The 15,772-nt window shown below is 64.7% G+C and carries 19 protein-coding genes; 16 read left to right on the plus strand and 3 right to left on the minus strand.

Annotation, left to right across the window (positions count from 1 at the left end):
• The first annotated feature begins 57 nt into the window (after window positions 1-57).
• The 7 genes from phnE (HL666_RS15815) to HL666_RS15845 all read left to right on the plus strand — a co-directional run bounded on the left by phnE (HL666_RS15815) (window position 58) and on the right by HL666_RS15845 (window position 6,519).
• On the plus strand, window positions 58-942 hold the full coding sequence (gene phnE / locus HL666_RS15815) for a phosphonate ABC transporter, permease protein PhnE (protein WP_172182341.1): 885 nt from the start codon (window positions 58-60) through the stop codon (window positions 940-942).
• A complete protein-coding gene (gene phnE / locus HL666_RS15820; RefSeq protein WP_172182342.1) occupies window positions 939-1,787 on the plus strand; it encodes a phosphonate ABC transporter, permease protein PhnE in 849 nt (282 codons plus the stop codon). The genes phnE (HL666_RS15815) and phnE (HL666_RS15820) overlap by 4 nt, the downstream gene beginning before the upstream one ends.
• 158 nt (window positions 1,788-1,945) lie before the next feature.
• Window positions 1,946-2,953: an ABC transporter substrate-binding protein gene (locus HL666_RS15825; RefSeq protein ID WP_172182344.1), complete on the plus strand. Its 1,008-nt coding sequence runs from the start codon at window positions 1,946-1,948 to the stop codon at window positions 2,951-2,953.
• A 52-nt stretch (window positions 2,954-3,005) separates the two neighbouring features.
• On the plus strand, window positions 3,006-3,821 hold the full coding sequence (locus HL666_RS15830) for an ABC transporter permease (RefSeq protein WP_172182345.1): 816 nt from the start codon (window positions 3,006-3,008) through the stop codon (window positions 3,819-3,821).
• A gap of 4 nt (window positions 3,822-3,825) precedes the next feature.
• Window positions 3,826-4,611 (plus strand): ABC transporter permease, encoded by a 786-nt coding sequence (locus HL666_RS15835; RefSeq protein ID WP_172112557.1) that lies wholly within the window; start codon window positions 3,826-3,828, stop codon window positions 4,609-4,611.
• A 5-nt stretch (window positions 4,612-4,616) separates the two neighbouring features.
• On the plus strand, window positions 4,617-5,669 hold the full coding sequence (locus HL666_RS15840) for an ABC transporter ATP-binding protein (RefSeq protein WP_172133064.1): 1,053 nt from the start codon (window positions 4,617-4,619) through the stop codon (window positions 5,667-5,669).
• Window positions 5,670-5,676: 7 nt separating this feature from the next.
• A complete protein-coding gene (locus tag HL666_RS15845; protein ID WP_172182347.1) occupies window positions 5,677-6,519 on the plus strand; it encodes a phosphodiesterase in 843 nt (280 codons plus the stop codon).
• A gap of 36 nt (window positions 6,520-6,555) precedes the next feature.
• On the opposite strand, the gene phnF is transcribed toward HL666_RS15845, so the two are convergent.
• Window positions 6,556-7,281 (minus strand): phosphonate metabolism transcriptional regulator PhnF, encoded by a 726-nt coding sequence (phnF, locus tag HL666_RS15850; protein ID WP_172112560.1) that lies wholly within the window; start codon window positions 7,279-7,281, stop codon window positions 6,556-6,558.
• Between the two features lie 119 nt (window positions 7,282-7,400).
• On the opposite strand from phnF, the gene phnG reads away from it, so the two are divergent.
• The 9 genes from phnG to HL666_RS15895 are packed head-to-tail and all read left to right on the plus strand — an operon-like array spanning window position 7,401 to window position 14,350.
• On the plus strand, window positions 7,401-7,856 hold the full coding sequence (gene phnG, locus HL666_RS15855; protein ID WP_172112561.1) for a phosphonate C-P lyase system protein PhnG: 456 nt from the start codon (window positions 7,401-7,403) through the stop codon (window positions 7,854-7,856).
• Window positions 7,856-8,467 carry a phosphonate C-P lyase system protein PhnH gene (gene phnH, locus HL666_RS15860; RefSeq protein WP_172182348.1) on the plus strand — a complete coding sequence of 204 codons (612 nt, stop codon included), beginning with the start codon at window positions 7,856-7,858 and terminating at the stop codon, window positions 8,465-8,467. The genes phnG and phnH overlap by 1 nt, the downstream gene beginning before the upstream one ends.
• A gap of 3 nt (window positions 8,468-8,470) precedes the next feature.
• Complete coding sequence (locus HL666_RS15865) at window positions 8,471-9,574, plus strand: carbon-phosphorus lyase complex subunit (RefSeq protein WP_172182350.1); 1,104 nt, start codon at window positions 8,471-8,473, stop codon at window positions 9,572-9,574.
• Window positions 9,571-10,455 (plus strand): alpha-D-ribose 1-methylphosphonate 5-phosphate C-P-lyase PhnJ, encoded by an 885-nt coding sequence (locus HL666_RS15870; protein ID WP_172112564.1) that lies wholly within the window; start codon window positions 9,571-9,573, stop codon window positions 10,453-10,455. Before HL666_RS15865 ends, HL666_RS15870 begins: the two co-directional genes overlap by 4 nt.
• The gene (phnK, locus tag HL666_RS15875) at window positions 10,448-11,242 is read left to right on the plus strand and encodes a phosphonate C-P lyase system protein PhnK (protein WP_172112565.1); all 795 of its coding nucleotides are present in this window, start codon (window positions 10,448-10,450) and stop codon (window positions 11,240-11,242) included. The genes HL666_RS15870 and phnK overlap by 8 nt, the downstream gene beginning before the upstream one ends.
• An 11-nt stretch (window positions 11,243-11,253) precedes the next feature.
• A complete protein-coding gene (gene phnL / locus HL666_RS15880; RefSeq protein ID WP_172112566.1) occupies window positions 11,254-11,952 on the plus strand; it encodes a phosphonate C-P lyase system protein PhnL in 699 nt (232 codons plus the stop codon).
• A gap of 16 nt (window positions 11,953-11,968) precedes the next feature.
• Window positions 11,969-13,126, plus strand: a complete 1,158-nt coding sequence (locus HL666_RS15885) for an alpha-D-ribose 1-methylphosphonate 5-triphosphate diphosphatase (RefSeq protein WP_172132861.1) — start codon at window positions 11,969-11,971, stop codon at window positions 13,124-13,126.
• Complete coding sequence (gene phnN, locus HL666_RS15890; protein WP_172182352.1) at window positions 13,123-13,761, plus strand: phosphonate metabolism protein/1,5-bisphosphokinase (PRPP-forming) PhnN; 639 nt, start codon at window positions 13,123-13,125, stop codon at window positions 13,759-13,761. The genes HL666_RS15885 and phnN overlap by 4 nt, the downstream gene beginning before the upstream one ends.
• On the plus strand, window positions 13,739-14,350 hold the full coding sequence (locus tag HL666_RS15895; RefSeq protein ID WP_172182353.1) for a pyridoxamine 5'-phosphate oxidase family protein: 612 nt from the start codon (window positions 13,739-13,741) through the stop codon (window positions 14,348-14,350). Before phnN ends, HL666_RS15895 begins: the two co-directional genes overlap by 23 nt.
• Window positions 14,351-14,384: 34 nt before the next feature.
• Here the strand turns inward: HL666_RS15895 and HL666_RS15900 are convergent, their stop codons facing one another.
• The gene (locus HL666_RS15900) at window positions 14,385-14,606 is read right to left on the minus strand and encodes a hypothetical protein (RefSeq protein ID WP_172182355.1); all 222 of its coding nucleotides are present in this window, start codon (window positions 14,604-14,606) and stop codon (window positions 14,385-14,387) included.
• A gap of 273 nt (window positions 14,607-14,879) precedes the next feature.
• A complete protein-coding gene (locus tag HL666_RS15905) occupies window positions 14,880-15,077 on the minus strand; it encodes a hypothetical protein (RefSeq protein WP_172112527.1) in 198 nt (65 codons plus the stop codon).
• Window positions 15,078-15,772 lie beyond the last annotated feature (695 nt).

Here is a 15,772-nt window from a genome sequence, read left to right on the forward strand (position 1 = left end):
GCCCGGCTCATCCTTTGAGAAATGCTTCCACGCTTCGAACAGGGCCAGCATAGTCCGATGGCGGTCGCCGTCTCGATCCTTCCCAGCCAGCAACTCGCGGTGCTGAACGAGGCCTATCGCAAGGCCGTCGCGCGTCGGCGTTGGCGGACTCTGCTCGCAGCTTGTGCGTTCGCCGCCGTGCTCGTCGTCGCCGCCATCGGCGCGGAGGTGAACCTCCGGACGCTCTATACATATTTTGGCAATTTCGTCGGCTATTTCGACCGCATCTTTACGCTCGACGATGGTCACCGGGTCTGGAGCAATGTCTTCGAGTGGTTTTGGGGCTTCAAGAAGTGGATCAAGCTGCTCGGCGAGACGCTGCTGATCAGCTATGTCGGCACGCTGGCAGGGATGCTGGTCGCGTTCGGCCTGAACTTCCTCGCCGCTGAGAACACCTCGCCTGCGCCGTGGGTGCGCTTCACGGTGCGCCGGTCGCTCGAGTTCGCGCGCACCGTCCCCGGCATCGTCTTCGCGCTGATCTTCGTCATCGCCTTCGGCCTCGGGCCGGTAGCCGGTGTGCTCGCGATTGCCGCTCACTCGAGCGGGGCGCTCGGCAAGCTGTTTGCCGAGGTCGTCGAGAACGCCGACATGAAGCCGGTCGAGGGCGTCCGTGCCACCGGGGCAAGCTGGCTCTCCTGCATGCGCTTTGCCGTGCTGCCTCAGGTGATGGCCGGCTTCTCCAGCTATACGCTGCTGCGCTTCGAGATCAACGTGCGCGAAGCCTCGGTGATGGGGTTCGTCGGCGCCGGCGGCATCGGCCAGGAACTCGTCGTCGCCGTGCGAAAGTTCTACTATTCCGATGTGAGCGCGATTCTCGTGATGATCGTGGTGACCGTCTACCTGATCGATATCGCCACCGGCTGGCTGCGCGGCCGGCTGTTCGGTGCGGAGCCGCGAACATGAAGAGCGGCGAGAAGCCAGATCCGCGCGTGCTCAGGGAGCGCTATCCACACGTTTTCGAGCGTCCGATGTCGGCGCGCGTTGCGACCCCGGTCGTGCTGTTCGTCGCGCTCGCGGTGTTCGTGTTCGGCCTCGTCGATCTGGATTTCTCGCCGTCGCGGATGCTGGCCGGCCTCGGCCAGCTCGGCTGGATCGGCCGCCTGATGCTGCCGCCTGATCCCGGCGCGTCGCTGCCGATCTATCTCCAGGCGCTTGGCGAAACGCTGTCGATCGCGGTGCTCGGCACCACGCTCGCCGCATGCGTCGCGTTTCCGGTCAGCCTGCTTGCGGCGAGAAACGTCATTCCATCGGCGATCTTCCGCTTTCCGGTGCGCCGTCTGTTCGACACCATCCGCGGCGTCGACACGCTGATCTGGGCGCTGGTCTGGATCAACGTCGTCGGTCTCGGGCCTTTCGCGGGCGTGCTCGCGATCGCGGTGTCCGACTTCGGCGCGCTCGGCAAACTGTTTTCGGAGGCGATGGAGGGCGCCGACCGCAAGCAGGTCGAAGGCGTGCGCGCGGCCGGCGGCAACGCGCTCCACGAGATCCGCTTTGGCCTGCTGCCGCAGGTCCTTCCGGTCATTGCGGGTCAGGTGCTTTACTTCATCGAATCGAATACGCGCTCGGCGACGATCATCGGCATCGTCGGCGCGGGAGGCATCGGGCTGCAGCTGGCGGAGCAGATTCGCGTCCTGGAGTGGCAGAAGGTGTCATTCCTGATTCTGATGATCCTCGTCGCCGTCGCCGCGATCGACTGGATCTCCGGCAAGCTGCGCTTCGCCATCATCGGTCGTCGTGCCATCGCTTGAAGCGCACGACATCCGGGAGTTGAGCGTGTTGGTCCACGAGCGAGCAGGGTGCAGCTCGTGTCGTGTGCGCTGCGGTGACTGTCGCAAATCCTTCATGTGCTGCCTTTAGGGGAAGCTCCGGAACTGGCCGTGATGCCAGGAATACGGAGTCAGTCTTCATGAAGGTCACCCGCCTCGTTCTCGCTCTGCTCGCGCTGTGTATGGTCGCGTCGTGGCAGCCGGCCAAAGCCGCGGACGTCATTTGCTACAACTGTCCGCCGGAATGGGCCGACTGGGCCTCGATGCTCAAGGCGATCAAGACCGATCTCGGCTACGACATTCCTCACGATAACAAGAACTCCGGCCAGGCGTTGGCGCAGATCCTCGCCGAGAAGAGCAATCCGGTTGGTGACATCGGCTATTTCGGCGTCACCTTCGGCATGAAGGCGAAGGCGCAGGATGCGCTTGAGGCTTACAAGCCCGCGAATTGGGATCAGGTCCCCGTCGGCCTTAAGGACGCGGACGGCTATTGGACCACGATCCATTCCGGCACGCTCGGCCTGTTCGTGAACAAGGACGCGCTCGGCGGCAAGCCGGTTCCGGCCTGCTGGAAGGATCTGCTCAAGCCGGACTACAAGGGCATGGTGGGCTACCTCGATCCGAGCTCGGCGGCCGTGGGCTATGTCGGCGCCGTTGCCGTCAACCTCGCGCTCGGCGGTTCGCAGGCCAATTTCGATCCGGCTCTGGGCTTCTTCAAGGATCTGCGCAAGAACGATCCGATCGTGCCGAAGCAGACGTCCTATGCGCGCGTCGTCTCGGGCGAGATCCCGATCCTGTTCGATTACGACTTCAACGCCTACCGCGCGAAGTATACCGAGAAGGGCAATTTCGAGTTCGTCATTCCCTGCGAAGGTTCAGTGGTCTTCCCGTATGTCGTCGGCCTCGTGAAGAACGCCCCCGACAAGGACAAGGCGAAGAAGGTCATGGACTATCTGTTGTCCGACAAGGGCCAGGCGATCTGGACCAATGCCTATCTGCGTCCGGCGCGCCCGATCGAGCTGCCGGACTCGGTGAAGAGCAAGTTCCTGCCGGACAGCGATTATGCCCGTGCCAAGAGCGTGAACTGGGGTGACATGGAGGCCGCGCAGAAGGGCTTCGTGGATCGCTATCTGTCCGAGGTCCGCTAAAGGAGTGCCGCGCCTCCGCCGGAGACGCTCCGGCGGAGGTGCAATCAATTCCATGTCTCACATTTCCTTCGTCCGTCTTTGTCTGCTGCCGCTTGCGTCGGTCACGGCAGCGTTCTTCCTGTTGCCGATGGCAAGGCTACTCCTCGCCGGCTCAGAAGGGCCGCGTGGGCTGGCCGAATATCTCGCGATCATCCTCGAGCCGCGCTATCGGACGACCCTCCTCAACACGCTGGTGCTGGCGGCGGCAACGACGGTCGCGACCTTGATCATCGCGACCATCGCAGGCCTGTTTCTGCAACGGCAGCGCTTTCCCGGCCGTACGATCCTGGTCGCGATCCTGACGTTTCCGCTCGCCTTCCCCGGCGTCGTGGTCGGCTTCATGATCATCCTTCTGGCCGGCCGCCAGGGGCTGATCGGGGAAGTCTCGTCCAGGCTCACGGGAGACAAGCTCGTGTTCGCTTATTCGATCCATGGGCTGTTCCTGGGCTACCTCTACTTTTCGATCCCGCGCGTCATCCTCACCATCATGGCTGCGGCGCAGAAGCTGGATCCCGGTCTGGAGGAGGCGGCCCGATCGCTCGGCGCGAGCCCATGGGCTGTGCTGCGCGACGTGATCCTGCCGGCACTGACGCCGGCGCTGATCGCGTCCGGCGCGATCGCGTTCGCGACGGCGATGGGCGCGTTCGGAACGGCATTCACCTTGGCGACGAACATCGATGTGCTGCCGATGCTGATCTATACCGAGTTCACGCTGGCTGGAAACCTGGCCACCTCGGCGGCGCTCTCGGTTGGCCTTGGCGTGATGACCTGGCTGATGCTGGCGCTGGCGCGTTCCTTCGCCGGCAGCTCGGTGGCTGCGGCAGGGTAGGTCCATGCGCGACAGAATCATCTTCATTCTTCAACTGCTGTTCACGCTGCTCGTCGCCGCCTTCCTGGCCGTGCCTGCGGCACTGTCGATCGCCGCAGGCGTCACGGTCAACTACTTCCGCGGCATTCAGTCCGGCATCACGCTGCAATGGGTTGCCCAGGTCTGGGAGCTCTACGCCGGCACGATCATGGCCTCGATCCTGATTGCGCTGGGCACCCTGGCGGTCACGCTCGTGGTCGGCATTCCCGCCGCCTATGCGCTGTATGTTCGCGGCGGACGGCTGGCACGGCTGGTCGAGGAGATCATCACCTTGCCGCTCGCGATTCCCGGGCTCGCCATCGCGCTGGCGCTGCTGCTCACCTATGGCGGCTTCGGAAGCTTCCGCCGCTCATGGCTGTTCATCCTCGCCGGTCATGTGATCTTCACGATGCCGTTCATGGTCCGGTCCGTCATGGCGGTATTCGCGACGATCGACGTCAAATCGCTCGATGAGGGCGCCGCATCCCTCGGGGCCGCGCCATGGCGGCGCTTCATCGACGTCATCGTTCCCAATGCCGCACCCGGCATCCTGGCAGGCAGCCTCATGGTGGTGACGTTGTCACTTGGAGAATTCAACCTGACCTGGATGTTGCATACGCCGTTGACCAAGACCCTGCCGGTAGGCCTCGCCGATAGCTACGCATCGATGCGGCTGGAGGTCGCGTCCGCCTATACGCTGATCTTCTTCGTGATGATCATTCCGTTGCTGGTGGCGATGCAATGGATCGGCGAGAGAGGAAACCTGCGGTGAGCACGATGACCCGGCATGGAGCCGCGCTGAAGGTGGAGAATTGCGGCAAGACCTTTGCCGACGGGACCTGCGCGCTGGCGCGCGCCACGCTCGACATCGCGCAGAGCGAGACGCTGGTGCTGTTGGGGCCGTCCGGCTGCGGCAAGACCACGCTGCTGCGCATCGTGGCCGGGCTCGAGAATCCCGATGCGGGCGGACGCGTGCTGTTCGACGGCAAGGACCTGACGCGGCAGCCGATCGAGAAGCGCAACGTCGGCATGGTGTTTCAGTCCTATGCGCTGTTCCCCAACATGACCGTCGCCGACAATATCGGCTACGGGCTCAAGATCCGCGGCGTGAAGCGGGCTGAACGGGCCGCGCGGGTCGCCGAACTCGTGGTCCTGACAAATCTGGGCGGGCTCGAAGATCGCCGTATCGATCAGCTCTCGGGTGGCCAGCGCCAGCGTGTCGCGCTCGCACGTGCGGTCGCGATCCGGCCGAGCGTGCTCCTGCTCGACGAACCGCTCACGGCGTTGGATGCAGCCCTGCGCGAGCGGCTCCGTGGTGAGCTCAACAGCCTGCTGCGCACGCTCGGGATCACGGCGATCTACGTCACGCATGACCAGGCCGAAGCCATGGAGCTCGGCGACCGCATCGTCGTCATGCGCAAGGGTGCCATCGCCCAGATCGGGACGCCGCGAGAGATCTATTTCACCCCAGCCGATCGCTTCGTGGCGGAGTTCGTCGGCGCGGCCAACATCATCGAGGCTCCGATCGACGGCACCCACCTCGTTCTTCCGGGCGGACGACAGCCGATCGCCGATTCCGGGCCGCGCAACCAGGCCGTGGCGATGGTTCGACCGGAAACGATTGGCATTGTCGAGGCTCCGGCATCGGGGCTGACCGGCGTCGTCGACAGCGTCCGTTTTGCCGGCGATCGGCAGCGGATCATCGTTCGCGGCGCGGCCTCGATTCCATTGACCGTCGACGCGCCGAATACGATCAAGGTCCACGCTGGAGAGCGCATCGGACTGTCGATTGAGCCGAACTCCATTCGTCTGCTGCCAGCGGAAGGTTGATCATCTCATGACCAAGAACTCGGTCAACATTGCGCAGATTTCTGACCTCCACATCAAGGCGCCCGGCCGGCTGGCCTATCGTCGTGTCGATACGGCGCGCGCGCTCGCGCGATGCATCGTGGAACTCAACCGGTTTGAGCCAAAGCTCGATCTGGTGGTGATCTCCGGGGATCTCGCCGACACGCCGTCACCGGCCGAGTACGATCATCTCAAGGATCTGCTTGCCGAGCTCCGGATTCCGTTCGCCGCCGTGCCCGGCAATCACGATTCACGCGAGTTGATGCGAGCGGCATTTCCGGACATGCTGCATGTTCATCCGATCGGCCCATTGAACCGGCACGTGGAGTTGGCCGGGCTCGATCTGCTGCTGCTCGATTCCAGCGTGCCCGGCCATCCGCATGGCGAACTCGATCAGGCGAGTCTGCAGTGGCTCGACGCCACGCTGTCCGCCTCCAGCGACAGGCCGGCGCTGCTGTTTCTGCACCACCCGCCGTTCGTCGCCGGTATCTGGCACATGGACCGGCAGAACCTGCGCAATGCCGCGGATCTCGCGGCCATCCTCACGCGTCACCCGCGAGTGCAGTTGATCGGATGCGGTCACGTCCACCGCGCGGTGGTGACCCGGTTTGCCGGTATTCCTTGTACGATCTGCCCGGCGCCGAATCATGCCGTGGCGCTGGATCTGTCCGAGCTTCGACCGCCGTCTTTCCGCATCGAGCCTGCAGCCTTTCACCTTCATGCCTGGTTTCCAGGACCGGGCTTCGGAACGGTCGTCACGCATCACGTGCCCATCGGGGATTTCGACGGGCCGCATCCGTTCTTCAATCCGGACGGCACGCTCATCGACTGAGCGCCGAGTCGAGGACCTGGTGACGGAGGTCCGGTCCTAGCTCTCGATCTCGAATGTCACGCGCTCTGCGGCGAAGCGCGAGCGCTTGCTGACGAGCGGCGTTCCATCGGCATCGATGTCGGTGCTGTCGACGACCAGGACCGGACGCCCCAGCGTGAGGTCGAGGCGGGCGGCGTCGCTCGCATCGGCGATCGCTGCCGTGATCCTGGTCGCACCGCGGCGATAGTCGCGGATGCCATAATGCGCGAGCAGCGCGGTCATCGACCGGGTCGCGGCGAACACCCGCCCCGCGTCCGGAAATCGCTCGGCCGACAGCCAGGACGTGCTGACGCAGATGGGGGTCTTGTCGGCAAAGCGCAGCGCATCGATGCGCGCCAGCGGAGCGCCAGTCTTCAATCCCAGCGCGCGTGCGAGCTCGCGAGTCGCGAACTCCTCCGAGGCCGCAATCAGCTGCCCGCGGGGCTCACGGCCACCTGCGCCCACGATCTCGGAGAAACGGGTTCGTGACCGCAGCGGATAGGACAGGCGCGGGGCTTCCACATAGGTGCCGCTGCCGCGCTCGGCGCGGACGAGCCCGCGTTCTGCCAGCGTCGCCAGCGCGCGCCGGACCGTGTGGCGGTTGACGCGGTAGGTCTCCGCGATCTCGGTCTCGCCCGGCAGGCGCGTCCCGGCCGCGAAGCGGCCATCGGCAATGTCGCGCTCGATGCCGTCGGCCACCCGCCGCCACAGCGCGACGCCCGATCCGGCGTCCGGCATGCTCATCGCAGTTCCCCGCGTCGCATTGTGAAAATCACGTCCATGTCATCAAACAGTCATGGCGCTCTCTTATCGAGTTGTCTAGTATCATAGACAACTTGATGCGGGCAAGATCGAGAATGGCGATGAGCGGCGATACGGCGTTGCAGGAGAAGCGGCGGGACGCGATGAAGGTGCTGTCGCACGTTCCGGCCGCCGAGATCGAGACTCGGATGGCCGCGCTGCCGGTGCCGCCCCACCAGGATCTGCGTGCGCCGGAAAGCGGTCTCGTGATGGTTCGTGGCAGGATCGGCGGCGACGGCGCACCGTTCAATCTCGGTGAGGCGACCGTGTCTCGCGCGGCTGTTCGTCTGCAGGGCGGGCAGGTGGGGTTTGGCTATGTCCTCGGGCGCGACGGCGGCAAGGCGCGCCTGATCGCGCTGTGCGACGCCTTGCTTCAATCGTCTGATCATGCCCAGGCCATCGAGAAGGAGGTCGTTGCGCCCCTGCGGGCGCGGATGCAGCAGGAGCGGGATCGAAGCGCCGCCGAAGCGGCGGCGACGCGGGTCGATTTCTATACGATGGTGCGGGGAGAGGGGTGATGACAGCGATGACCGTCGAGCTGCAGCCCGGCTTTGCCGACAAGGTTCTGTCGGCGCAATCGACCTTCCGCATGGTGATGGAAGCGATGGCGCGCCCCGGACACGTGATGCCGGTCGACGACGGCGGCGGCCGGCCACCGTCGATGATGGCCGGCGTTGCGGCGATCGCCTTGACCTTGCTGGACCAGGATACGCCGCTTTGGCTCGATGCGGCCTTCGCGCGCGCGCCCGATGTCGGGACCTGGCTGAAATTTCACACCGGAGCGCCGGTCGTGACGCGTCCAGATCTCGCAGGTTTCGCACTCGTGGCGGCATCGGAAACGCTGCCTGATCTCACATCGTTTGCGCTGGGGACGCCGGAATACCCGGACCGGTCGACAACCCTGATCCTGCAGGTGCCGAGCCTTTCTACCGGGCCGACGTTCCACCTGCGTGGTCCTGGGATCGATGGCGTGACCTCGCTCGCGGCGACGATCGAGCCGCGCGATCTGTTCGCGCGACTGTCAATCAACGAGGCGCTGTTCCCGCGCGGGATCGACGTCATTCTGGCCGACGATCAATCGTTGGTCGCGATCCCGCGCACGACGCGTCTCTCACCTGCAGGAGCTTAGCGGATGTATGTGGCGGTCAAAGGCGGCGAGCGCGCCATCGAGAACGCACACCGGCTGCTGGCGCACGAGCGCCGCGGCGACAGGAGCGTGCCCGAGTTGTCACTTGCGCAGATCTCGGAGCAGCTCGGACTCGCGGTCGACCGCGTCATGAGCGAGGGTTCGCTGTATGATCGCGAGCTGGCCGCGCTTGCCATCAAGCAGGCGCGCGGCGATCTCATCGAGGCGATCTTCCTGGTGCGCGCCTTCCGCGCGACCCTGCCGCGCTTCGGTGCGACCGAGCCGGTCGACACCGGCGAGATGCGCGTGCAGCGGCGCGTATCGTCGACCTTCAAGGACATTCCCGGCGGACAAGTGCTGGGCCCGACCTTCGACTACACGCACCGGCTGCTCGATCCGGCTCTGGCCGAGGCAGGCGATCCCGAGGCGCCGGCGCTTGCGTCGACATCCGACGCGCCGATGCCGCGCGTCACCGACATTCTCGGTCAGGACGGATTGATCGAGCGGTCGCCCGATGCGGATCCCGACGTGCCCGTGGGAGATCTCACGCGTGATCCGCTGAGCTATCCTGCCGGCCGCGATCTGCGGCTGCAGAACCTCGCGCGCGGCGACGAAGGCTTTCTGCTGGCGCTCGGCTATTCGACGCAACGCGGCTATGGCCGCAACCATCCGTTCGCAGGCGAGATCCGTTTCGGCGAGGTCGAGGTGGAGTTCTTCGCCGAGGAGATCGGCTTCGCTGTGCCGCTCGGATCGCTCGCGCTGACCGAATGCCAGATGGTCAATCAGTTCAAGGGTTCGGCGAGCGAGCCGCCATGCTTCACCCGCGGCTATGGCCTGGCCTTCGGTCAGAGCGAGCGCAAGACGATGTCGATGGCGCTGGTCGATCGCGCGCTGCGCGCGCGCGAGCTCGGCGAGGATTTGATCGCCCCGGCGCAGGACGAGGAGTTCGTGATGTCGCATTCCGACAACGTGCAGGCAACCGGCTTTGTCGAGCATCTGAAATTGCCGCACTACGTCGACTTTCAATCCGAGCTAGGGCTGCTGCGCAAGCTGCGCCAGGAGTTTGCCGATGCCAATGCCGTTCCCGTGTTGAAGGAGGCCGCGGAATGAACGCGCCGACCTACAACTTCGCCTATCTCGACGAGCAGACCAAGCGGATGATCCGCCGCGCGATCCTCAAGGCCATCGCCATTCCCGGCTATCAGGTGCCGTTTGCGAGCCGCGAGATGCCGATGCCCTATGGCTGGGGCACCGGCGGCGTGCAGGTCACGGCAGCCATTCTCGGCCCGCATGACGTACTCAAAGTGATCGACCAAGGCTCGGACGACACCACCAACGCGATCTCGATCCGCAAGTTCTTCGCCAAGACGGCAGGCGTGGAAACGACGACATCGACCGAAGAGGCAAGCGTGATCCAGACTCGGCATCGCATTCCCGAGGCGCCGCTGCGGGAGGGCCAGGTGCTCGTCTTTCAGGTGCCGATCCCGGAGCCGCTGCGGTTTCTCGAGCCGCGCGAGACCGAGACTCGCCGCATGCATGCGCTCGCCGAATACGGCCTGATGCACGTCAAGCTCTATGAGGATATTGCCCGGTTCGGCCACATCGCGACGTCCTATGCCTATCCGGTCAAGGTCAATGCGCGCTACGTGATGGACCCGTCGCCGACGCCCAAATTCGACAATCCGAAGATGGACAATTGCCCGGCGCTGCAACTGTTCGGAGCGGGGCGCGAGAAGCGGATCTATGCCATCCCGCCTTATACGTCCGTGGTGTCGCTCGATTTCGAGGACCATCCGTTCACGCGCTACAAATTCGACGCGCCCTGCGCGCTTTGCGGCGCTGAGGATTCCTATCTCGACGAGATCGTCACCGACGACAAGGGAAGCCGCATGTTCGTCTGCTCCGACACCGACTATTGCGAGGGCCGCCAGGCGGCCGGACATCGGGGCGTCGAGAATGCCGCCCCGCACAAGGAGGGCGCTCATGGTTGACATGAACAGCGCATCCGATCAGCCGCTGCTGGTCGCTGAAGAGCTTGGCAAGAGCTACGGCCGGCTCGCAGCCTGTCGCGACGTCTCGTTCGTGCTTTATCCGGGCGAGGTGCTCGCGATCGTCGGTGAATCCGGCTCGGGAAAGTCGACGCTGCTGCAGATGCTCTCGGCGCAGCTCGCGCCAAGCGCGGGGCGCGTGTCCTACCGGATGCGCGATGGCGTGCTGCGCAGTCTCGCCGATCTCGGCGAGGCCGAACGGCGTTTTCTGTTCCGCACCGACTGGGGCTATGTGCACCAGGACCCGGCGCAAGGCCTGCGCATGGCCGTGTCCGCGGGCGCCAATGTCGGCGAGCGGCTGATGGCCATTGGTTGGAACAACTACGGCCGTATCAGGCAGACCGCATCGTCCTGGCTGCAGCGGGTCGAGATCGACGCCGCCCGTATCGATGATGCGCCGCGGACCTATTCCGGCGGCATGCGGCAGCGGCTGCAGATTGCGCGCAATCTGGTAACGGAGCCGCGGCTGGTGTTCATGGACGAGCCGACCGGCGGGCTCGACGTCTCGGTGCAGGCGCGCCTGCTCGACCTGATGCGCAGCCTCGTCAACGAGCTCGGCCTCGCGGCGATCGTCGTCACGCACGATCTTGCGGTGGCGCGGCTGCTGTCCCACCGTGTGATGGTCATGAAGGAGGGGCGGGTGATCGAGACTGGCCTCACCGATCAGGTGCTCGATGATCCGCGCGAGCCCTACACACAGCTTCTCGTGTCCTCGATCCTGCCGCCATGAGCCCGATAACAATGACCCTGATGCTTGATGTCGAGAATGCCCGGAAGACCTTCACCATGCACCTGCAGGGCGGGATCTCTCTGCCCGTGGTGCGCGACGTGTCGTTCAAGGTCAATGCGGGAGAGTGCGTCGTCCTGTCGGGGCCGTCCGGCGCCGGAAAGTCGTCGATACTGAAGATGATCTTCGGCAACTATCGGTGCGATGGTGGCCGCATCAGCGTCCGTCATCAGGGCGAGATGACGAACCTCGCAGGCGCCGAGCCACGCCTGGTGCTCAATGCGAGGCGGATGACCATCGGCTATGTCAGCCAGTTCCTACGCGCGGTACCGCGCGTGCCGGCGCTCGACGTCGTCGCCGAGCCGCTGCTCACCGCGGGGCTCTCGCGGGAGGATGCGCGCGTGCGGGCCGGCGCCTTGCTCGGCCGGCTCAACATTCCCGAGCGGCTGTGGTCGCTGCCGCCGTCGACATTTTCCGGCGGCGAGCAGCAGCGCGTCAATATCGCACGCGGGTTCATATCGAACGTTCCGATCCTGCTGCTGGACGAGCCGACTGCCTCGCTCGATGCGGCGAACCGCGCCGTCGTGGTGGACTTGATTGCGGCGAAGAAGCAAGCCGGCGTCGCCATGATAGCGATCGTGCATGACGACGAAGTTCGGATGCAGATCGCAGATCGCACGGTCGATGTGACGACTTTCGCGGCGGCGGCATAACAGGCACAAACAACAGATGAGCGCGAACATGTCCGACACGGTGATAGGCAATGCCAGGCTGGTTCTCGCCGAGAGAGTCGTCGAGCAGGGCTGGGTGGCCATCGCAGGTGGCCGCATCGTCGAGCTGGGTGAAGGGGCTGCGCCCGTGGGCAGTCTTGATGCCGAGGGGGATCTGCTCATGCCCGGCTTGATCGAGCTGCATACCGATCATCTCGAGGCGCATTTCGTGCCGCGGCCGAAGGTCTATTGGGATCCCGTTGCCGCAGTGATCTCCTATGACGGGCAACTGGCGACCGCGGGCATCACGACGGTGCTAGACTCCTTGCGGGTCTGGAGCGAGGAAGGCGCCGAAGGCGTCGACGGCCAGGCGAATGTGCTCGCCGAGGCGATCGCAACCGCGCGCGACGGCCGCCTGCTGCGCGCCGACCATTTCCTGCATCTGCGCTGCGAGGTGCCGATGCCGACCGTTGTCGAGGAGGCGAAGCAGCTGGCTGGCCGTTCCGATGTCCGCTTGATGTCCCTGATGGATCACACGCCCGGGCAGCGACAGTTTCGTGATGAGGGGAAGCTGCGGGACTATTATCGCGGTAAGAGCGGGGGCAAGACCGACGCCGAGCTCGACGTGATGTTCGAGCGGCGCTTTGCCTATCAAAAAGCATATGCGGCCTCGAACATGCGCGACATCGTTGCGCTGGCGAAGATCCATGATGTTCCACTGGCCAGTCATGACGACACCACCGCGGAGAATGTTGCCGACGCGATCAAGGACGGCATCGCCGTGGCGGAGTTTCCAACCACGATGGAGGCTGCGCGGGGGCTTCACGAGGCCGGTATCAGCATCCTGATGGGTGCGCCCAATGTCGTGCGCGGCGGATCGCATTCGGGCAACATCGCCGCGGTCGATCTCGCGCGCGAGGGCCTGCTCGACATTCTCTCATCCGACTACGTGCCTTCGAGCCTGCTGATGGGCGCGCTGCAACTGCCGCAGCGCGTGCCGGCGATCGATCTCGCTGCTGCGGTCCGCACCGTGACCAAGGCTCCCGCCGAGGCGGTGGGTCTTCATGATCGCGGCGAAATTGCCGCCGGCAAGCGCGCAGACCTGATCCGCGTTCATCTGGCTGGTGATCTCGCGGTCGTGCGCAGCGCATGGCGGGAAGGATTGCGGGTCGCATGAGCGGAGAGTCCAGCCGATCGGCTGATGGTAGCGAACAACTGGGGCCGGGCCGGCTCGTGCTCGTCGTCGGGCCGAGCGGAGCGGGCAAGGACACCTTGCTCAATCTGGCGCGAGCCGAATGCGCTGGTGACGATCGCATCGTGTTCCCGCAACGCGTTGTGACCCGCGAGGCGTCGGCATTCGAGGACAATCTGGAGATGAGCGAGGCCGCTTTTCACGAGGCCCTGGCTTCAGGTGCGTTCGCTTTGCATTGGGATGCGCATGGCCACCGCTATGGTGTTCCGCGTACGATCAGGGACGACATCGCCGCGGGCCGCACCGTCGTCGTAAACGTGTCGCGGATGGTCATCCCGTTGGCGCGGCATGATTATGCCGATGTCGTCGTCGTGAACATCACGGCGCCGGCGGAGGTGCTCGCGGAACGTCTGGGCAAGCGGCATCGCCCGAGCGATGCCGACATCGGCGAGCGGCTTCAGCGGACGGTCAAGGACGACACGGTGGCGGCGGATGTCACCATCGTGAATGTGGGCGATCCGGCTCCGCACGGACGCAGGCTGCTCGATGTGATCAGGGGGGCCGGAGCCCTGCCGGGGACAATGGAAGGTGCGAACGATGTCGGTCATCACCACGATTGAGCAACTCGAAGCGATCTATGGCCAGACTGGCATTACATCGACGGCGAAGGTCGCAGATCGCGTAACGCCGCACTATCGCGTGATGATCGAGACGTCGCCGTTCGTCGCACTCGCGACCTGCGGCCCGGAAGGTCTCGACTGCTCGCCGCGCGGAGATCGTCCCGGTTTCGTCCGTATCCACGACGAGAAGACGCTGATGATGCCCGACCGACGTGGCAACAATCGCATCGATTCATTGCGGAACATCGTGCGTGATCCGCGGATAGGCCTGCTGTTCCTGATTCCGGGATCTGGCAATACGCTGCGTGTGAACGGACGTGGTCAGCTCTCCACGGACGCCGCTCTGCTGGAGTCGTTCCGGATGGAGGGCAAGCTGCCGAGGAGCGTTCTCGTCATGACCGTGGACGAGATCTACTTTCAATGCGCCCGAGCCATCGTGCGTGCTGATCTCTGGAACCCGGACAAGCGGGTCGATTCCAAGCAGATCCCGACCCCCGGTCAGATCCTGGCCGCGATGACGGCCGACGCCATCGACGGGGCCGAGTACGACCGCGAGTGGCCCGAGCGGGCGCGCCAGTCGATGTGGTGACGGCGGCTCGCGGCGTGATGGGCTCAGCGCGTTGTCAAGCGGCCACGTCGAGCAGGCGTGACGAGCCCCGGATCAGCACCTTGCGGCCATCCTGCGTGATGGTTGCCGTGCCGTCATCGATGACCGCAAGTCCGAGGTCAACGAGTTGGCTCACGACCATGCTGTTCAACCGGCGGCGTTCACGCGCGGGAGTGCGGAGCGCCTTCAGCACCTCCCATTGATCCGGCGTGAGCTCGTGATCGAAGTCCGCGTTCATGTTGCCTCGTAGCCTTGTTGTCGCGCACACGTCTTAGGTAAACAGCGTGACGAAGATGCGACCGCCATGCATCCGTAGTGATACGGCTCATGTCATTACGCGCGAAGGACGCCGCGTTTAATTCAATTTTGAATGATCCGCAATTTGCAATGTGGCGCCCACGAACCCTGCGCGGTGCAACATGCAGCTGGCGCGTGGTTAACGGGCAATTAATGCGGGCGCTGCGTGATCCAGAGTAACGCAGCTGTCACATCAGCGTGTCACACGGCGCCATCATCCCGCTCGAATCAGCCGGCGCGAACTGCGCGGCGCGAGATCCGTTGAATGGCTGTGCTGAACGACGATCTGACGCCGCACCTGAGCCGCAGGACGTGGCTCCGTGGTCTGGGGGGATTGGCATTGAGCATCTCGATCGCCGCGATTGCGGTCGTCGTGCTGATGCGGGCGCTCAAGAAGCTCGATGTCGGTCATGTCGTATCGATCGCGCAGGCGACCGATCACAAGCTCATCGTTCTCGCGTTGGCGCTGATCGCGCTCTCCTACGCCAGCCTGACGCTCTATGATCTCTTCGCGCTACGCACGATCGGCCGCGACGACATTCCGTTTCGTGCAGCTGCTGTCGGCAGCTTTACCAGCTATCCGATCGCGCATGGCATCGGCGTGGTGGCGCTGATCTCCCCGCTGGTGCGCTACCGGATCTATGCGCCGTATCGACTGAGTGCGATCGACATTGCCAATATCAGCTTTCTCACGGGGGTGACGTTCTGGCTCGGCAATCTGACCGCACTTGGTCTGAGCCTGATGATCGACCCCGATGCCTTCGGTTGGGTTGAATACTGGCCGCCGACGCTCAATCGGCTGATCGCGGCGGCGCTGTTGGCTGGCGTGCTCGCCTTCGTTGTCTGGAGCTGGCCGGGGCGTCGTAGCCTCCGATGGCCGGTACGTCTGCCGTCGGGGCCGGCGGTGCTGCTGCAGATCCTGATCGGACTGTTCGATCTCAGTACGGCCGCGCTCGCGATGTATGTGCTGCTGCCGGCCGAACTCGGCATCGACGTGATGCGGTTGATCGCGGTCTTCATAGCAGCAACCCTGCTGGGATTTGCCAGCCACGCGCCGGCGGGCATCGGTGTATTCGATGCGACCATCCTGCTCGGCCTCGGCGGCAA

The organism is Bradyrhizobium aeschynomenes, from assembly GCF_013178945.1.
Taxonomy (GTDB): Bacteria; Pseudomonadota; Alphaproteobacteria; order Rhizobiales; family Xanthobacteraceae; genus Bradyrhizobium; species Bradyrhizobium aeschynomenes.

What these genes read in the sequence shown, in the direction of transcription:
- phnK (WP_172112565.1), top strand. Translation starts at nt 10,448, where the DNA reads ATGGTTGACATGAACAGCGCATCCGATCAGCCGCTGCTGGTCGCTGAA.
- HL666_RS15830 (WP_172182345.1), top strand. Translation starts at nt 3,006, where the DNA reads ATGTCTCACATTTCCTTCGTCCGTCTTTGTCTGCTGCCGCTTGCGTCG.
- HL666_RS15840 (WP_172133064.1), top strand. Translation starts at nt 4,617, where the DNA reads ATGACCCGGCATGGAGCCGCGCTGAAGGTGGAGAATTGCGGCAAGACC.
- HL666_RS15845 (WP_172182347.1), top strand. Translation starts at nt 5,677, where the DNA reads ATGACCAAGAACTCGGTCAACATTGCGCAGATTTCTGACCTCCACATC.
- HL666_RS15835 (WP_172112557.1), top strand. Translation starts at nt 3,826, where the DNA reads ATGCGCGACAGAATCATCTTCATTCTTCAACTGCTGTTCACGCTGCTC.
- phnL (WP_172112566.1), top strand. Translation starts at nt 11,254, where the DNA reads ATGACCCTGATGCTTGATGTCGAGAATGCCCGGAAGACCTTCACCATG.
- HL666_RS15895 (WP_172182353.1), top strand. Translation starts at nt 13,739, where the DNA reads ATGTCGGTCATCACCACGATTGAGCAACTCGAAGCGATCTATGGCCAG.
- phnN (WP_172182352.1), top strand. Translation starts at nt 13,123, where the DNA reads ATGAGCGGAGAGTCCAGCCGATCGGCTGATGGTAGCGAACAACTGGGG.
- HL666_RS15825 (WP_172182344.1), top strand. Translation starts at nt 1,946, where the DNA reads ATGAAGGTCACCCGCCTCGTTCTCGCTCTGCTCGCGCTGTGTATGGTC.
- phnG (WP_172112561.1), top strand. Translation starts at nt 7,401, where the DNA reads ATGAGCGGCGATACGGCGTTGCAGGAGAAGCGGCGGGACGCGATGAAG.
- HL666_RS15900 (WP_172182355.1), bottom strand. Translation starts at nt 14,606, where the DNA reads ATGAACGCGGACTTCGATCACGAGCTCACGCCGGATCAATGGGAGGTG.
- phnF (WP_172112560.1), bottom strand. Translation starts at nt 7,281, where the DNA reads ATGAGCATGCCGGACGCCGGATCGGGCGTCGCGCTGTGGCGGCGGGTG.
- phnE (WP_172182341.1), top strand. Translation starts at nt 58, where the DNA reads ATGGCGGTCGCCGTCTCGATCCTTCCCAGCCAGCAACTCGCGGTGCTG.
- HL666_RS15865 (WP_172182350.1), top strand. Translation starts at nt 8,471, where the DNA reads ATGTATGTGGCGGTCAAAGGCGGCGAGCGCGCCATCGAGAACGCACAC.
- HL666_RS15870 (WP_172112564.1), top strand. Translation starts at nt 9,571, where the DNA reads ATGAACGCGCCGACCTACAACTTCGCCTATCTCGACGAGCAGACCAAG.
- HL666_RS15885 (WP_172132861.1), top strand. Translation starts at nt 11,969, where the DNA reads ATGAGCGCGAACATGTCCGACACGGTGATAGGCAATGCCAGGCTGGTT.
- phnH (WP_172182348.1), top strand. Translation starts at nt 7,856, where the DNA reads ATGACAGCGATGACCGTCGAGCTGCAGCCCGGCTTTGCCGACAAGGTT.
- phnE (WP_172182342.1), top strand. Translation starts at nt 939, where the DNA reads ATGAAGAGCGGCGAGAAGCCAGATCCGCGCGTGCTCAGGGAGCGCTAT.
- HL666_RS15905 (WP_172112527.1), bottom strand. Translation starts at nt 15,077, where the DNA reads ATGACCGACATCGAGCTTCTTGAGCGCCCGCATCAGCACGACGACCGC.